The sequence below is a fragment of the Leptospira sp. GIMC2001 genome (genome assembly GCF_028462125.1).
Taxonomy (GTDB): Bacteria; Spirochaetota; Leptospiria; order Leptospirales; family Leptospiraceae.
This window is the reverse complement of record NZ_CP115468.1, coordinates 919,044-934,142: the sequence shown is the minus strand read 5'-3', so window position 1 is coordinate 934,142 and position 15,099 is coordinate 919,044. Positions and strand designations below refer to the sequence as shown.

General features: G+C 37.1%; 14 protein-coding genes. 7 read left to right on the top strand and 7 right to left on the bottom strand.

Features of this window, described 5'->3' with window-relative positions:
• Window positions 1-13: 13 nt before the first annotated feature.
• Together O4O04_RS05610 and O4O04_RS05605 are read right to left on the bottom strand one after the other, a co-directional pair.
• Entirely contained in the window at window positions 14-994 is a 981-nt protein-coding gene (locus O4O04_RS05610) for a malate dehydrogenase (protein WP_272534750.1), read from the bottom strand.
• An 87-nt stretch (window positions 995-1,081) separates the two neighbouring features.
• On the bottom strand, window positions 1,082-2,131 hold the full coding sequence (locus O4O04_RS05605; protein ID WP_272534749.1) for a DsbA family protein: 1,050 nt from the start codon (window positions 2,129-2,131) through the stop codon (window positions 1,082-1,084).
• A gap of 153 nt (window positions 2,132-2,284) precedes the next feature.
• Between O4O04_RS05605 and O4O04_RS05600 the strand changes: the two genes are divergently transcribed.
• Together O4O04_RS05600 and O4O04_RS20400 are read left to right on the top strand one after the other, a co-directional pair.
• Window positions 2,285-2,650 (top strand): hypothetical protein, encoded by a 366-nt coding sequence (locus tag O4O04_RS05600; RefSeq protein ID WP_272536159.1) that lies wholly within the window; start codon window positions 2,285-2,287, stop codon window positions 2,648-2,650.
• 1 nt (window position 2,651) lies between these two features.
• Entirely contained in the window at window positions 2,652-3,326 is a 675-nt protein-coding gene (locus O4O04_RS20400) for a hypothetical protein (protein WP_336297493.1), read from the top strand.
• 1 nt (window position 3,327) lies between these two features.
• On the opposite strand, the gene thrB is transcribed toward O4O04_RS20400, so the two are convergent.
• The 5 genes from thrB to O4O04_RS05570 all read right to left on the bottom strand — a co-directional run bounded on the left by thrB (window position 3,328) and on the right by O4O04_RS05570 (window position 9,609).
• On the bottom strand, window positions 3,328-4,278 hold the full coding sequence (gene thrB / locus O4O04_RS05590; RefSeq protein ID WP_442915929.1) for a homoserine kinase: 951 nt from the start codon (window positions 4,276-4,278) through the stop codon (window positions 3,328-3,330).
• A 39-nt stretch (window positions 4,279-4,317) separates the two neighbouring features.
• The gene (locus O4O04_RS05585; protein WP_272534745.1) at window positions 4,318-5,886 is read right to left on the bottom strand and encodes a phytoene desaturase family protein; all 1,569 of its coding nucleotides are present in this window, start codon (window positions 5,884-5,886) and stop codon (window positions 4,318-4,320) included.
• A gap of 39 nt (window positions 5,887-5,925) precedes the next feature.
• On the bottom strand, window positions 5,926-7,587 hold the full coding sequence (locus O4O04_RS05580) for a hypothetical protein (protein WP_272534744.1): 1,662 nt from the start codon (window positions 7,585-7,587) through the stop codon (window positions 5,926-5,928).
• A gap of 203 nt (window positions 7,588-7,790) precedes the next feature.
• A complete protein-coding gene (locus tag O4O04_RS05575; RefSeq protein ID WP_272534743.1) occupies window positions 7,791-8,972 on the bottom strand; it encodes an acyl-CoA dehydrogenase family protein in 1,182 nt (393 codons plus the stop codon).
• Between the two features lie 7 nt (window positions 8,973-8,979).
• Window positions 8,980-9,609 (bottom strand): TIGR04282 family arsenosugar biosynthesis glycosyltransferase, encoded by a 630-nt coding sequence (locus tag O4O04_RS05570; protein WP_272534741.1) that lies wholly within the window; start codon window positions 9,607-9,609, stop codon window positions 8,980-8,982.
• Window positions 9,610-9,699: 90 nt separating this feature from the next.
• On the opposite strand from O4O04_RS05570, the gene O4O04_RS05565 reads away from it, so the two are divergent.
• The 5 genes from O4O04_RS05565 (at window position 9,700) to O4O04_RS05545 (ending at window position 14,992) form a co-directional block, all read left to right on the top strand.
• Entirely contained in the window at window positions 9,700-10,032 is a 333-nt protein-coding gene (locus tag O4O04_RS05565) for an arsenosugar biosynthesis-associated peroxidase-like protein (RefSeq protein ID WP_272534739.1), read from the top strand.
• A 64-nt stretch (window positions 10,033-10,096) separates the two neighbouring features.
• On the top strand, window positions 10,097-11,104 hold the full coding sequence (gene arsS, locus O4O04_RS05560; protein WP_272534738.1) for an arsenosugar biosynthesis radical SAM (seleno)protein ArsS: 1,008 nt from the start codon (window positions 10,097-10,099) through the stop codon (window positions 11,102-11,104).
• A gap of 10 nt (window positions 11,105-11,114) precedes the next feature.
• On the top strand, window positions 11,115-12,983 hold the full coding sequence (locus O4O04_RS05555) for an SLC5 family protein (RefSeq protein WP_272534737.1): 1,869 nt from the start codon (window positions 11,115-11,117) through the stop codon (window positions 12,981-12,983).
• Between the two features lie 64 nt (window positions 12,984-13,047).
• The gene (locus O4O04_RS05550; protein WP_272536029.1) at window positions 13,048-14,034 is read left to right on the top strand and encodes a cysteine synthase A; all 987 of its coding nucleotides are present in this window, start codon (window positions 13,048-13,050) and stop codon (window positions 14,032-14,034) included.
• A 73-nt stretch (window positions 14,035-14,107) separates the two neighbouring features.
• Window positions 14,108-14,992 carry a sulfurtransferase gene (locus tag O4O04_RS05545; RefSeq protein WP_272534736.1) on the top strand — a complete coding sequence of 295 codons (885 nt, stop codon included), beginning with the start codon at window positions 14,108-14,110 and terminating at the stop codon, window positions 14,990-14,992.
• Window positions 14,993-15,099 lie beyond the last annotated feature (107 nt).

Below are 15,099 nucleotides of genomic sequence, written 5' to 3'. Positions count from 1 at the left end.
TATTTTTTCTATCCTAGATCATATCCTTGACTTCGTTTCGCTCTTCTTGCAATTCTTTGTGAGTAAGATCAAATTTGCCCTTACCGAATTCATTCAAAGGAACATCTTTAACGATTTCATAGTCAGTTCCATTAGATCGGACAGGATATCCAAATATCAAACCTTTGTCCACACCATACTCACCGTTAGAGCATACAGCAACACTGAACCAATCTCCAGCAGGTGTTGGAGTAGTTAAGTTACGAACTGTATCAACAACTGCGTTTGCCGCGGACGCCGCAGAAGATGCTCCTCGTGCTTCAATAATTGCAGCTCCTCTCTTTTGTACAGTAGATATAAAATCAGACTTTAGCCAATCGTGATCAGAGATCGCATCAGTCGCAGATTTGCCACCCACTTTCGCATTGAAGAAATCTGGATACTGAGTTGCAGAGTGATTGCCCCAAATAGTTAGGTTCGTTACTTGCGATACAGGAACATTTGCTTTTTGCGCCAATTGACTCTTCGCTCTATTCTCATCCAATTTAGTAAGCGCAAACCATCTGTTAGCTGGGATGCTCTTAGCATTGTTCATAGCAATCAAGCAGTTAGTATTGCATGGATTTCCAACAACAAGTATTCTCACATCACTTGCAGCATTGGCCGCGATTGCCTTGCCTTGATTGGTAAAGATTCCGCCATTGATTTTGAGTAGGTCTCCTCTTTCCATTCCCGCTTTACGAGGAACAGATCCAACAAGCAGAGCCCAATTCACATCTTTAAAAGCTTCGTCTGCTTTATGAGTTACAGAAACTTTTTGCAACAATGGGAAAGCACAGTCATCCAACTCCATAATTACGCCACGAGCTGCAGGTAGAGCTGCTTCCAATTCCAGCAATTGCAATTCTACAGGAGTATCTGGTCCAAACATACTTCCCGATGCGATTCTAAATAATAATGAATATCCAATCTGACCTGCGCCACCGGTTATTGCTACTTTTACTGCTTTTTTCATAAATTCAATATTTCTCCTTTAATTTTTTTGCGCCTTGGTTACCACAATGGGATCAAGACGCGATATTCGAATATTCTAATTCAAATCTTAATCTAGTTCTTTTTTGATGATCTCATCAAAGTTTTCAAATGGAAGAGCTCCACTTACGAAAATACCGTTGATAAAGAAAGCAGGAGTTCCAGTTACACCGAACTTCTGTCCTTCAGACATATCAGAACGAATCTCAGCAACCAAACTCTCTTCTTTACTCATACATTCTTGGTATTTGCCTTTATCTAAGCCAGCTTTCGTTGCCAAATAATCAACATTGCCTTTGCCCAAGTTACCGGAATTTTCAAATAAAATATCAAAAAATTCCCAATATTTATCTTGTGGAATAGCACAATTTGCAGCGGCATGAGCGTACATTGCGTTCTCATGAAAGTCCAAAGGAAAATCTCTAAATACCCAGCGAATTTTGTCTTTGTATTTCTCGCGTAGTCTCTTGTTTACGTCTTGACTTCTCTTGCAGAAAGGACATTCAAAATCCGAAAATTCAATGATTGTAACTTTCGCATTCTTACTTCCTATTGAAGGATTGTCTCCCTCGGGAACTTCGTGACGAATTGTTGGAGGATCTTGAACATTCATAGCAACATTGTATTTTTTGATAAGTTCGCGTTGAACTGTCTGTGCATGTTGTCTTTCAGAGTTGCCAACTAGGTTTTTGCGAATCATATCTTTTGCTTCTGGAAAAGATCGCCCGCCCAATTGAGCCTTATACTGATTGTAAATCACAAGCATTTCAGAATCACTTGGTTCGCTCGCTGCAAATCCTTTTTTCAAAACTGCTTCTGGGGAATCAACACCAGCTTCTTTCATCGCAATATCCAAAATCTTTTTCTCGGTAAATTCCCCGAGGATTTCTTTTGATAGATTTGCTTTCTCAGTGAGGTATCGATTGTACAGAGCAGGATTCTCGCCCTTGATTTTCTCAAGAGTATAAGTGGTTCCATCTATTTGAACAGAGTCAGATGGGCTAAAAAAGCCAATCATTGCCGGTAAACTAGCTGCCAAATAAACTACGAATAAGGCAGCTATTCCAATTGCGGTTTTACCTTGCACGGATTGGATCCATGGGTTGTTATTTTCTTGCATCGTTAACCAGACTAGTCGGGTTCGACCTTTTCTGCAAATGTAAAATTTCTATAAAAAAAGTGAATTTTTAGTTAATGTTCGATCAGATATTCCGATAAGTACGATGGAGGAAAATCTTTTTCTCGAAGTCCATAAACACGGAGGTTTATGACTATGAATATATCTAACTCGCAGCAATACATCAATGCAGCTGCTTTTATGCCCAAGTTGCCTTCTTCTGGTTCGGAAACCGAATTGAATCTTCGTCCTGCAAAGGATAAAGAAAAAACGGAAGAATTGAAGGTAAATGAGCTAAGGCTTCCAGGCTCCAAAAAGAGCGAGGATGAAAATGAACATGAAGATCCCAAAGCAAAAATGAAGGCTTTGGATGACTTGGTTATGAAACCTTCTCCACTCAGCTTAGAGGAGAGAATGTCTCAAGTAATCAGTCCTGAGCAAGTTCGAGATTTGCTTTCTCTTATTGCAAGGTTTCCTGTTCAATCGAAAGATGAGAAACATAATCTGGATGTGAAACGCTGATTTGACTCTACATCTGGGCATTTTACTTCAAGACAGCCAAGTTGCGATGCAATGGCTTGTATTTGTGATAGCCCTGATTGGACTGATTGGTGTGATCATCCATCAATTCATTATACCATTTGCTAAGTTAAAAGCATTGGATCTTCCAGATGCTGTTAACGTCGGCGATAGCTTCGACTTCGTCGTTGATGAAACTTCAAGACAATCTAAATTCACAATCGGCAAAAGGCTTGGGAACATCCGTACGCTGTGTAAAGCGATTGATGATGATCATTTAATTTTTAATTTTAAGAAAGATCGCGATCAAGAAGAATATGAGATCACGGTTGATAGAAATGGTGCTGTTCTTTTCAAACCACCAAGAATGGATACCTATTCGAAAATGGAAGGTAAGGAAAAATTCGATAGCGTAGAAATCATTGGTCATTCTGCGGACTTTCGTTTATCTGATAAACTCACCAAAGAGAGAATGGTAAATTTTATTGAGATCAGTTTATCAACATCTTATTTCTTCAACAAAAATGGTGAAGAAAGAATGAAATTCACTTTTACGATAACTCGAATCCAACCAGGACTCAATCGAAACAAAAGAAATCGAGATGGATCTATGGATTGGGGAGCTGAAGCCGGTGATGAGGAAGAATCGGATGATGGTTCAAACGATAACGACGATTAGTTTACCTTTGCTTAACAATCTTTACGCCGATTGTATCTGTTTGCATTCGAGATAGTTTATAGGATACTCCCAAATTCTTCATTACCTCTGCTACTTCGAGTCCAAAGGCTTTTTCCAAACTTTTTACCTTTTTGCGTTCCATAAAAATTAGTAATGTAGGTCCAGATCCCGATAAACAGGTTGCCATTTGCTTTCTTTCTGCTATGGCAATTATCTCTCTCAGTCCAGAAATATGCGGAACACGATAAGGTGTGTGAACTCTGTCCTGCAAAGCAAGTTGCAGATCTGAGAATCTTCTAGTTTCGAAGAATTGAATCCAGGTTGCAATTCGAGTCATGTTAAAAATTACATCATCCACAGAATACGTTGATGGAAGAACTTTTCTGCTCTCATGAGTTGATACTTCTGTATTAGGTGTTAGAGCAAATATAGCAACACTGTTGGGAAATTTTTTCTTATAATAGCTTATATGTCCTCGTTTATCAAAGTATGATAGCACAAATCCACCAAGGTAAGCTGGGCTTGTGTTGTCAGGATGTCCTTCAAGCATAGCAAGCTCATACAAAAACCTTGCTTCGGAAGGAATCGGTTGGTTCGCATATAAATCTTTATGTATTTCCCTTGCAAGACAGAAACCCGCAACAACTGCAGAAGCACTAGAACCCAATCCTCCTTTCATTGGTAGGTCTAATTCCATTTTACATTGATAGGTTGGATAAGAAATATTCGGCAAAAATATTTTAAAATAATTCTTGTAAGCTGAATATACTAAGTCATCGGATTCCGAGAATGGAAGTGCTTGCCCATTCTTGAGGGTAGCAGAATATCCAATTGATGGATCAAAATAAAATTTGAATTCATTATAAACTTTTAATGCAAGTCCCAAAATATCAAATCCAGGACCCAAATTTGCGGATGTTCCTGGAACTGATATGGTGATAGATTTAGGCAAGCCCATTCCCTGACATGGTATTATTCTGGAGGTCTGGAATCAAGACAATCTCTTCGAAAGATTCAGTGCACCAAGAACAACCGCAGGAATTCCCTGCCCTGGATAAACAGTGTCACCTAGTAAATAAAAACCATTTACTGACTTGAGAAAAGAACTTGGAAAACGAAATGGATTGAAAAAATAGGAAGCAGGAATTCCTCCAACACGTCCTTGGCTGCGACCAGTCCATGTAACCCAACTAGCAGGAGAGGCAGAATTCTGATAAAGAATTTTTTTACGATCAAATCCTTGCCAATGGGATTCCAAAAATTGGATAACCGCTTCTGTAATTTCTAATTTACGACTTTTGTAATCTTCATCTTTTCTCGACCAAAGATGAGGATTTTCCACATGAGTAGAAATGGCAAGAACACGTTGTCCAATATTGCATCTTGTTTTGTCTTCAGAATGGGAGACTGAAATAAAAATCGAATCTCCACAACCATGCGGAAGTTTTGAATCTAAATGAAATTGGAAATGAATATTCGGATCATCAACCAAAAAATCTTGTACCACCATTGCTATGTTAAATGCTCCCCAAATGCCTTTGGAGAAAGCATTAGATCTCTTCTGAATCTCTCGTTTCAATTTCGAAATGATTGTTGAACTAGATTGGGAAGGTGAATCCAGTAATTTTTCTATATTCCAAATGGGAATTCCACTTACCAATTCCTTGGATTCATATACTTTATTTCGTCTGGTTGCTATTGAGTATTTAGTTTCATTTTTAATAAATGGATTTGAGAATATTGGCTTTCTTTCGGCCGTCAGTATATCAATCGATGTTACTTCTTCTAATAGATGGACTTCTCCTTGATTGTTCCGAATATATTCAACCAGGAATTTTGCAAGGCTTCCAATACCGTTATCTAAATAGTAATTTTTTAAATGAGCATAGGTGATTCCTGCGGCACCCATAGTTACAGGTGAGCCATCCGATTTTGTTTGAACCGTAATAAGTAATTGCTCGTCCAAAAACTTTTGGAACCGATTGGAACGTGGAAATCCAGGTAACCTTAGTAAAGTTGCCATGGACAATAAAGAAAATCCGAATATTACAATATCTTTGATCTTGAATTGAAACAATAACCTTATCCAATCAAGTCCTGACCTAGGAGGAAAATGAACAAATCGAGCGGACACATTCCAGACTTGATCTGCCAAATAGAAAATCAATTTCCAAAAACGTTTTTGTGCTTTCTCTTCCCCAAATTTCGAAATGCATTCTTGGACAAATTGTTTACGATCGGAATTTCTTGACAAAGAAATACTATCATGAAGATAAACTCTCATTGCCGGGTTGAGCATTCTAAGCGGAAGCGCTGAGATATCTACTTTTAGTTCTTGGAATAAACGCTGCAATGGTAGATTTTTTTCAAATCCAACCAAAGTAGTTGCACCCGCTTCAAATCGATACCCATCCTTGGTATAAGAAGAAGCACATCCTCCTGGCTCATTTGCTTTTTCAAGAACCAAAATTTTAGATCCTTTGGACGTACGAATTGCTGCATATGATAGTGCACCAAGTCCTGATCCTATGACGATCGTATCAAATTTTTGATTATTCATAAAAAACAAAGCTCATTGTAAAACTTACGTTTTAACGGCTTATTTTTCGATCAATTGTTTTATCTCATCGATGGTAAAATTCGGAAGTAACTTATGAATTTGTTCTATGGTCGCATGGGTTCCGTAGAGAATTTTAGCTTCAGCTTTTGCATCTTTTAGAAAATCCATTTTGGCTTGATCCGTAGTTGTTTGGAAAAGCTTCATAAAAGTATCTACTTTATCCAAAGTGGATTGTGTGGTTTTTTCTTGAAATAGCAGCCTTAAGTTCAATTGATCCAAAATGATTTTGCTTCGACAATTTTCTACTGCTTCTTCCAAAAGATTACTCATCTTGAAAAAATAAAATATCTTATGGTACCAACGCATTTGCGAAGAAAAGGATGCAAACAAGGCAAGCGTTCGATTCTTTCTATATTCTGAATCGAGAACCAATAAGTTTTTAAATTTCTTATTGTCCTCCAATACTTTGTCTAAATGAATTGCAAGTTCATAGCCTACGTAAGAAGATGATAATATTCTAAATAAATCAATCACATTCTTCACATCTTTCTTAACAAAAAGAACGTGAAGTCCTTTCTTACTATACCAAGTTGTATGCAAAATATCTGGATCTGTATACAAATGGTCCAGTACATCGCCACCTAGAAGTTCATCATCAATTTCAATTTTTAGAATTCGTGAAAATATATCGTTTCCATCACCAATCTTCTTCTTGATTACATCAATTGCCCTGGAAGCATTCGTTGTAATTTTTTTGGATCTAAATAGCTTCAATTTAAACGCAATGGATACAAGAAAGTTAGTTATCCAAAGTTTCTTCTCATCCTTTAAGTGTTCCTTTTTGGAATCAATAAAACTTGCCTTAAGAACAAATTCATCAATTGCAGAGACAGAATTTGGCTTCACCTGTGGCTTGGATGTAAAAAAAACTTTCACATCATGACGAAAATCTTCTTCCCAATCTTCTAAGCAAGATTTGAGTTCTGGCATGACTTCTGAATCAAATTTCCTACTTAAGTACGGAATGAACTCAGTTATAATGTTATCTGGAAGAAAAAAGAATCCAATCCCTTCGGCATATATGAAGCGACTGTCTGAATCTAGGCTCGCTTTCATGGTATTGAAAAAATCTCTCTTCATAACATCTATCGGAACGTGAGGCAATCCGATAACATTATCTAGAATTGGAAGTTCCGGGAAATGTCTGTGATCAATGGAAGTATGATCCATGGAATGATAAATACAGAATATACGGTTTAGTTTTTTATGATCTAAAATCTGATGCTTTATCGAATAGAGAGAAATTGCATTCAATGATCTACGCAACAAAACTTCCCAAGTGGTTCTCGGTTTATTGCCAGCGACAAGAACCATCTGGATTTCCAGATTCTCAGTGCTCGTGTTGAATGTTAGATAAAAAAGTTGCTGAATTAATTTCTCACTTATGAGAGATATAATTTCAGCTCTACAGTTAATTTCTGTTAGTGACTCATCAATTGTATATAATCCAATATTCTTAGGTAGAATCATTGCTGATTTACTTAGAATATCTGAATATACTTTAGAAGCGCGATCCCCCATCATATAGCTTCGGCTTCCGCGAAAGCGAGTCTGAGGTTCCAAATTTGTGTAGGATGCCTCTTTCTGGAATATTAAATGTAGGTCTGGGAACTCTAAAATACTAGAATTGGTAGGGGTCATAATTGATAGGAGTCATCATCAAAAATGACTTTATTGATAGTACATTTTGTAACTATTATGTCAATCTAAATTAGCAAACATTTAATTGAAAATTGGTCGTTATTATCATTTGCAATCAATTCTAGTCACAAAATGCCATCTTTTTAGCACAAAAGAAAAAATTTCCTAATATTACAAGGTATCAATGTTACAATAAAAAAAGATCAATTGTACATTCTTTTTAAATCAGCTGTAATATTCTTTTGCATTGCTTCATTGGTTCCACCACCAATGGATAGAAGAATAGAATCCCTATGTAACCTTTCTACTGGATATTCACGGCAATAACCGTAGCCACCCAATACTTGGATCGCATTTCTCGATACCCTCTCTGCCATTTGCGTTGCAACAAGCTTAGCACTTGCAGCACCGAGAGAGGATCTCTTATCGGGATCCAAATCTCCTGCAACCTGATATACCAATGCTCTTGCAGCAGCTAAATCTGCATAGGACTCAGCTACCATTCTCTGAACTTGACCGAACTCAATTAATTTTTTACCAAACGCCTCACGATACTTCATAGTATAATCACACATCACATCAACACAGCGTCTTGCGATCCCTAAACTCTGAGCAGCAAGAGTAACCCTTTCGATCTCTAAATTTCTCATCATATGAGTAATTGCTCCGTTATCATTACCTAGAAGATTTTCTTCAGGGACAACACAATCTTCGAAAATCAATTGCGTAGTAGGAGATCCACGCATTCCCATTTTTTCTTCTTTTTTACCAACACTAAAACCAGGATAACTAGATTCCACAACGAAGGATGTCATCTTACGGTTATCAAGAGAGTCTAACTTTGCATAAATGATAAATGCTGAGGCGATATTGCCATTGGTGATATATTGCTTTGTTCCATTCAGAATATATTTATTGCCTTTCTTCTTTGCAATAGTAGACATTCCAAGAACATCCGTTCCAGCTCCAGGTTCAGTCATTCCCATTCCGCCAATCCATTCTCCACTTATCACTTTAGATAAATACCTGGATTGCTGTTCGGCGTTTGAGCTATAATAGAAATTATTGACAAATAAAACTTCGTGGGCAAGATATGAGAGTGTGAACGCTGGATCGAATCTAGACATTTCCTCATGTACAATCACGCTTGCAACCGGATCCATTCCTAAGCCACCATCTGCTTCGGGAACTGTAATTCCAAATATTCCAATTTCTGATCCCAATCTTTTGAACAAATCGATATTAAAACTTTCATTTTCATCATGATGAACTGCTTGGGTGTCCATTTCTCGTTCAGCAAATTTTGCCACCATCTCGCGAAGTTCAAGATGTTCGGAAGTAGGATTGAAAAGATCATAATGTTTAGTATTTGTTGCTTGGATCATTGCTATACTATGGATTTGTTTGGGTTTTTGTCAATTTAGAAAATTCTTGCCAATCTTTCGCCGTATCAATATCAATTAACATTTCGAGTAGCTTGTACGTTTTTCCCATTGATGCAATTCTTTCGATTGTCTGATCCAACACTTTGTCAGTACTCCAATCAATTGATTGGAAAATTGTTTCTGAAAATTCTCGCATCCCAAGCAAATAGTATCCGCCATCGCGTGATGGTCCAATTACAAAATCAGATTTATCCAAAAATTCGAATGCACTCAAAACAATCTTAGGACTGAGATCTGGACAATCGGAACCAATGATACAGATTTTTGAATGAGATGATATGATTCTTGTTTCAAGATTGAAGATTTCTTCAAATGCTGAACTCATTCTCGCACCCAAATTTCCTTTGGATTGAAATCTCACTTGGAAATTATTGGGAAGAGAATAGTTGTTATCTATCTTTTCATCCCAGAACCAATATGTATTCCAATAATTGGATTTTGCTAGATCTTTAGTATATTGCAAAAGTTGTAAATAAATAGATAATGCTTGATCCTCACCCAAATCGACTGCGAGTCGAGTTTTTACTTTTCCGAGCTGGGGGTGTTTTGCAAAAACGATAAGATTTAGATTATTCATTATTCTTATATCAAAGATCTTTTTTCTATTAATCAAGTTATATTGACATCACGATTCAGCATTTTTAGTCTATCATTATGAGGTTAAGAAATGAGTAGCTATTACAATTCCGCTGATCTTGGTAGATTCTCAGAAATTGGTCGGGTCAATCCAGATCTTGCAGAAAAATTTTTCTCGTATTACGGATCTGTAATGGCTGACGGAGCCCTAACAGAAAGAGAGAAATCCCTAATTGCACTTGCCGTCTCGCACGCATTGAAATGTCCCTACTGCATTGACTCATACACAACAACATCTTTGCAAAAAGGTGCCGATGAGAATCAAATGAATGAGGCAGTCCATGTTGCAGCGGCCATTGCAGCTGGGATCAACCTTGTACATGGCATTCAAATGAATAACAAAATTGATGAATTGAGCATATAGCATCAATCGTTTATTACTATAACTCAGTTAGTTTCACAATTTATTGGTATAAAATAAATCTATAATGGTTAATATTTCTTCTTCAACCAAACAATGGGATATCTTAGAGTCCTATCCCAAAACATTTGATAGTTTTTTACATCATGATCCATCACATAATCAAGGATTGACGCCTAAGATGCTCGAAATTTTCCAAGTCAATCTAGGAAAATGGTGCAATCAAGCTTGTCATCATTGCCACGTTGATGCTTCACCAATTCGAACAGAAATGATGGATAAAGAAACAGTTGATTTCTGCCTAGACGTTATTAGAAAAATTGATACAATTCACACAGTCGACATTACAGGTGGCGCTCCCGAAGGAAATCAGCATTTCCGGTATTTAGTTGAACAATTGAGCGATCAGAGTAAAAATATTATTGATCGATGCAATCTAACTATACTAGAAACAGAAGGATTCGAATATCTCTATAAGTTCCTGAGTTCACATACAATTGAATTGTGCTGTTCTCTTCCGTTCTTCTCCCAATCTATCACCGACAAACAAAGAGGAGATGGTGTTTTTAACAAATCGATTACCGCACTAAAAAAACTAAATGACCTAGGATATGGAATAGATCCTAATTTAAAATTGAACCTAGTCTATAACCCTAGCGGATTATTTGTAAGTTCCTCACAGAAGCAGTTAGAGAAAGAATTCAAATCAAAATTACTAAATGACCATGGTATCGTTTTCAATAATTTATTTTGTATAAACAATATGCCAATCAGTAGATTTCTGAATGCCCTTATTCGTTCCAATAAATTTGAATTCTATATGGATGCTTTAGTAAATGCATTCAATCCAGCCACAATTGAAGGACTCATGTGCAGAAATCAAATTTCTGTTGGATACGACGGATCTATCTATGACTGTGATTTCAATCAAATGTTAGATCTCAAAATTAAAGAAAATTCCCATATTAGAAATTTCGATTTAGATTCATTTCTATCTCGAAAGATTATTACAAGTTCTCATTGCTTTGGTTGCACGGCTGGTTCAGGTTCAAGCTGCGGTGGAGAAATAGCGTAGGAGCTAGATTGTGAATCCTATCTATCAATCAATTGGCTTTTTAGATTTTTTTGTATTTGCTATTATCATATCTGCTATTCCTGCTCTCGGTATCTGGATAGGTCTCAAAAAAAGAAATAGCGAAGATTATTTTATGGCAGGAAGGTCTCTTCGTTGGTGGACGGTTGGTGGTACAATTTTTGGAACCAATGTCAATGCATCTCATCTTATAGGAATGCTAGGTATTGGCTACTCAGTTGGTTTTGCTCAGAGCAATTTTGAGATCCTGGCAATTTTTGCAGCTGTTATTCTATGTTATGTTTTTATTCCCCTCTATCGTAGCTTGAATATTTATACTCTTTCAGAATTTTTGGAGCTTCGATACAATCATCATGTTCGCTTGATATATTCAATTCTTATGATCACATTGATCCTTGTACAAATGGTCGGATCTTTATATATTGGAGCAAGAACCATTTTATTCCTTTCTGCAGGTAGTCCTTTCCCGATGAGTTATTCCGAAGGATTATTTATATTGTCAATTTTACTTCTCTCCTACACTTATTTTGGTGGGATGTCAACGGTTGTAATCACAGATAGTTTGCAAAGTGGTCTAATCATACTCGCGGCTGTAATTATATCCTATTTTACTTTCACAGAAATTGAAATTGGAGGACTGTCTGGACTATTGGAACTGGAAAGCATGGTTGATACTAACAAGAGAAAAATGCATCTATTTCTGCCTTCGAATCATCCGGACATTCCGTACTCAGGAGCATTTACAGGACTCTTGATTCTTCATATGTTTTATTGGACAACAAATCAATATTTGGTGCAGAGAACTCTAGCTGCAAAATCAGACTTCGATGCAAAAGTCGGAGTCATGTTTGCCTGCTTTCTCAAATTATCTATTCCTTTCTTCTCCATAGCAACTGGTGCTGCTGCTTTCCATTTGTTCAATCTAAGACTAGAAGGTGGATCTTCCTTAATAAAACCGGACGATGCGTTTATGAAATTGGTTCAAGTTGTAATTCCATCAGGTTATGGATTTATAGGCCTAATTCTTGTTGGGCTTACTGCAGCAACATTTTCGTCGGTCGATTCTATGATGAATTCTGCATCAACATTACTTTCATATGATGTTTACAAAAGATATTTCCGTAAAACAGCAAGTGGCAAAGAGTTGGTTCGATTTGGACGAATCGTTGTCATTATTTTGGTTTTTCTATCGGCAATACTCGCCTTGCTTAGTCATAATCCGCAAGAAGGTGGAAATTTCTTTCTGAAAATTTCCGCAAGAAGTTCTTATTTTACACCGGGGATTGTAATTGTTTTTACTTTAGGTATTTTCTGGAAGAAAATCGATACAAAAATTGCTATATTTACTCTTTGTTTGTCACCAATACTTGGTTATGGCATTGAATATCTTTACAAGGAGAATATAAATTATTTCCCATATCTACTGAATTCTTTCGGATATCACCTGAATTTTTTACATCGTGTATTTCTACAATCATTGACAATTTTAATCTTTATATTCACAGCAATTGCTATCAAAACTAGTTTTGGAAGAAATCGAGATTCCAAAATCGATCCTGACTTTTACAGTGAAAATCTTAGTAATTCTTCTGGCAAAAACATGAATCTACCTTGGCTTGCAATTGGAAAGTATATACTTGTGCAAGGTTCATTGCTGCTACTCTATCAATATTCAATTATTCACGAATACTTTTCACTAAAAAACTACGCTTTAATTGCAGGACTAATGGGTTTTTTAGGGTTTTTCTTATATGCAAAAAATTCTCGCAAACTATCCAACTTGGAATTTATTAAATCCGATCTCTGTTATTCTGGATTTATGGTGAGCGTTGCAATCTTTCTCAACTACTACTTTTTCTGATTCTCGAACTTTTCTAAGACTTGCAAAGGAAAGCATTCATTCCAAAATTGTTATAGATAATTCAATGGCAATCTACAAATCATTTTCAGAATCAGTCGGCAATACCCCTTTAATTCGCTTGAATAGTATAAGCAACGAAACTGGTTGCGATATCTATGGCAAAGCAGAGTTCATGAATCCAGGTGGCTCAGTCAAGGATAGAGCAGCGAAATATATTATTGAATCTGCAGAGCGGGATGGTCGCTTGAAGAAAGGTATGCTTGTGGTTGAAGGAACTGCCGGTAATACAGGCATTGGTGTAGCTCATATATGCAATTCCAAAGGCTATAAGACTGTGATTGTTATGCCCGAGAGTCAAGCCCAAGAAAAGAAAGATATTTTGCGTACACTTGGTGCGGAACTCATTCTTGCGGAAGTTAAGCCCTATTCAGATCCAGGTAACTATCAGAGGCAAGCGGAGAAAATTGCGAACGAAAGGAACGGATTTTGGGTCAATCAATTTGATAATATTGATAACAGACGTGCTCACTTCGAATCAACAGCTCCAGAAATATTCCATGACCTAAATGGTAAGATAGACTTTTTTACAACTTCTATTGGAACTGGTGGAACTTATGCAGGTATCAGTCAATATTTCAAATCCGTTGATCCCAAAATACAAACGTGGATAGCCGATCCTTATGGTTCAGGGATTGGTTCATATTATGAAACGGGTGAGCTCAAAGCTGAAGGCAATTCTTTTACAGAAGGAATCGGTAATATGCGAATTACCAAAAATTTAGAAGGTTCGCCTTGTGACGGAGTGTATCATATCCCTGATCAAGAAGCAATTGAATCCATATATCGAATGTTATACGAAGACGGTTTATTTATGGGAGGTTCTGTTGGAATCAACGTAGCTTCTGCCTATAGACTTGCTAAGCAATTTGGACCAGGTAAGACGATCGTGACCATTCTCTGTGATACGGGGGCAAAATACCAATCTAAGATCTTCAATCGGGAATGGCTGAATAAGCAAGGAATTGATACCAAAAAACTGCGATTTTCCTGATCACCCAAATATCTAATATATTGACGAATATTTCCATGATAACAACATGGCACTAGAAAAAGGAAGGTTCACCATGAAAAGAATTGTTTTATCTGCGCTTTTTATACTGGTTTCTTACACAAATCTGGTCGCTTCAGAATCCTGGTTCGTCAATCCGATCGATTCTAAGAAAAAGATCCTTTCCAATTCTGTCATATTAATTGATGCAAGAGATCCAAAATTCTATTTGGAAGGGCATATCGAAACCGCAAGATCGCTCACTTGGGAAGAACTCTCAGAACCTTCTGTCCCTTTAAAAGGCAATCTATTGCCTTCCGAACAACTTGTACAAAAATTCCAAGAATTAGGAATTTCTAATGATAGTGAAGTCTTGGTTTACGGAGATCCGCTCAATGGTTGGGGAGAAGAAGGACGGATTGCTTGGACGCTTCGCAGTCTAGGTCATAAGAAATCTTTCATTGTTGACGGAGGATTTCCAGCACTTGTAAAGCTCGGGCACAAGCCTACAAAAGAAATTCCTGCACCAGCTAAGAAAGGTTTGTTTATAAATATTCCCAAAAAATTGTACACAGTATCTGCAGATGATGTTCGCAATTCATTATCCAATCAAAACTTTGTGTTCATCGATTCAAGAGAGCCTAGAGAGTTTATTGGTGGAAATCCTTATGGAGAGTCGCGCGGTGGTCACCTTCCAGGCGCTAAACATTTATTTTATAAAGATTTTCTAGACAAAAATGGAGAAGTTCTCTCGTCCAAGGAAATTAAGAAAAAGCTCGCAAGTAAGGGCATCAACGATAAATCAATTCTTGTAAGCTATTGCACAGGTGGAATTCGATCAGGCTGGCTAACGGCTGTTTTAGTATCAAATGGCTATGATGCTCATAACTATCCTGGATCTATGTGGGAATGGTCTAGTCTTCCATCTGATACTTATCCATTGGTAAAAGGTTTAGACTAAACTGAAGCAATTATCTTTTTGCATAACAATCTTACTGCTTAGCTTTTCTGCGATTGCTTGGAATGCATGCAGTAAGCCTAATAGTAAGATTGCGAAAGTAGAAGAAG

Bases quoted from the DNA above. Each gene is read 5' to 3' on its own strand.
- O4O04_RS05550 (WP_272536029.1), top strand. From the start codon at position 13,048: ATGGCAATCTACAAATCATTTTCAGAATCAGTCGGCAATACCCCTTTA.
- O4O04_RS05545 (WP_272534736.1), top strand. From the start codon at position 14,108: ATGAAAAGAATTGTTTTATCTGCGCTTTTTATACTGGTTTCTTACACA.
- O4O04_RS05610 (WP_272534750.1), bottom strand. From the start codon at position 994: ATGAAAAAAGCAGTAAAAGTAGCAATAACCGGTGGCGCAGGTCAGATT.
- O4O04_RS05585 (WP_272534745.1), bottom strand. From the start codon at position 5,886: ATGAATAATCAAAAATTTGATACGATCGTCATAGGATCAGGACTTGGT.
- O4O04_RS05605 (WP_272534749.1), bottom strand. From the start codon at position 2,131: ATGCAAGAAAATAACAACCCATGGATCCAATCCGTGCAAGGTAAAACC.
- O4O04_RS05580 (WP_272534744.1), bottom strand. From the start codon at position 7,587: ATGACCCCTACCAATTCTAGTATTTTAGAGTTCCCAGACCTACATTTA.
- O4O04_RS05570 (WP_272534741.1), bottom strand. From the start codon at position 9,609: ATGAATAATCTAAATCTTATCGTTTTTGCAAAACACCCCCAGCTCGGA.
- arsS (WP_272534738.1), top strand. From the start codon at position 10,097: ATGGTTAATATTTCTTCTTCAACCAAACAATGGGATATCTTAGAGTCC.
- O4O04_RS05600 (WP_272536159.1), top strand. From the start codon at position 2,285: ATGAATATATCTAACTCGCAGCAATACATCAATGCAGCTGCTTTTATG.
- O4O04_RS05575 (WP_272534743.1), bottom strand. From the start codon at position 8,972: ATGATCCAAGCAACAAATACTAAACATTATGATCTTTTCAATCCTACT.
- O4O04_RS05565 (WP_272534739.1), top strand. From the start codon at position 9,700: ATGAGTAGCTATTACAATTCCGCTGATCTTGGTAGATTCTCAGAAATT.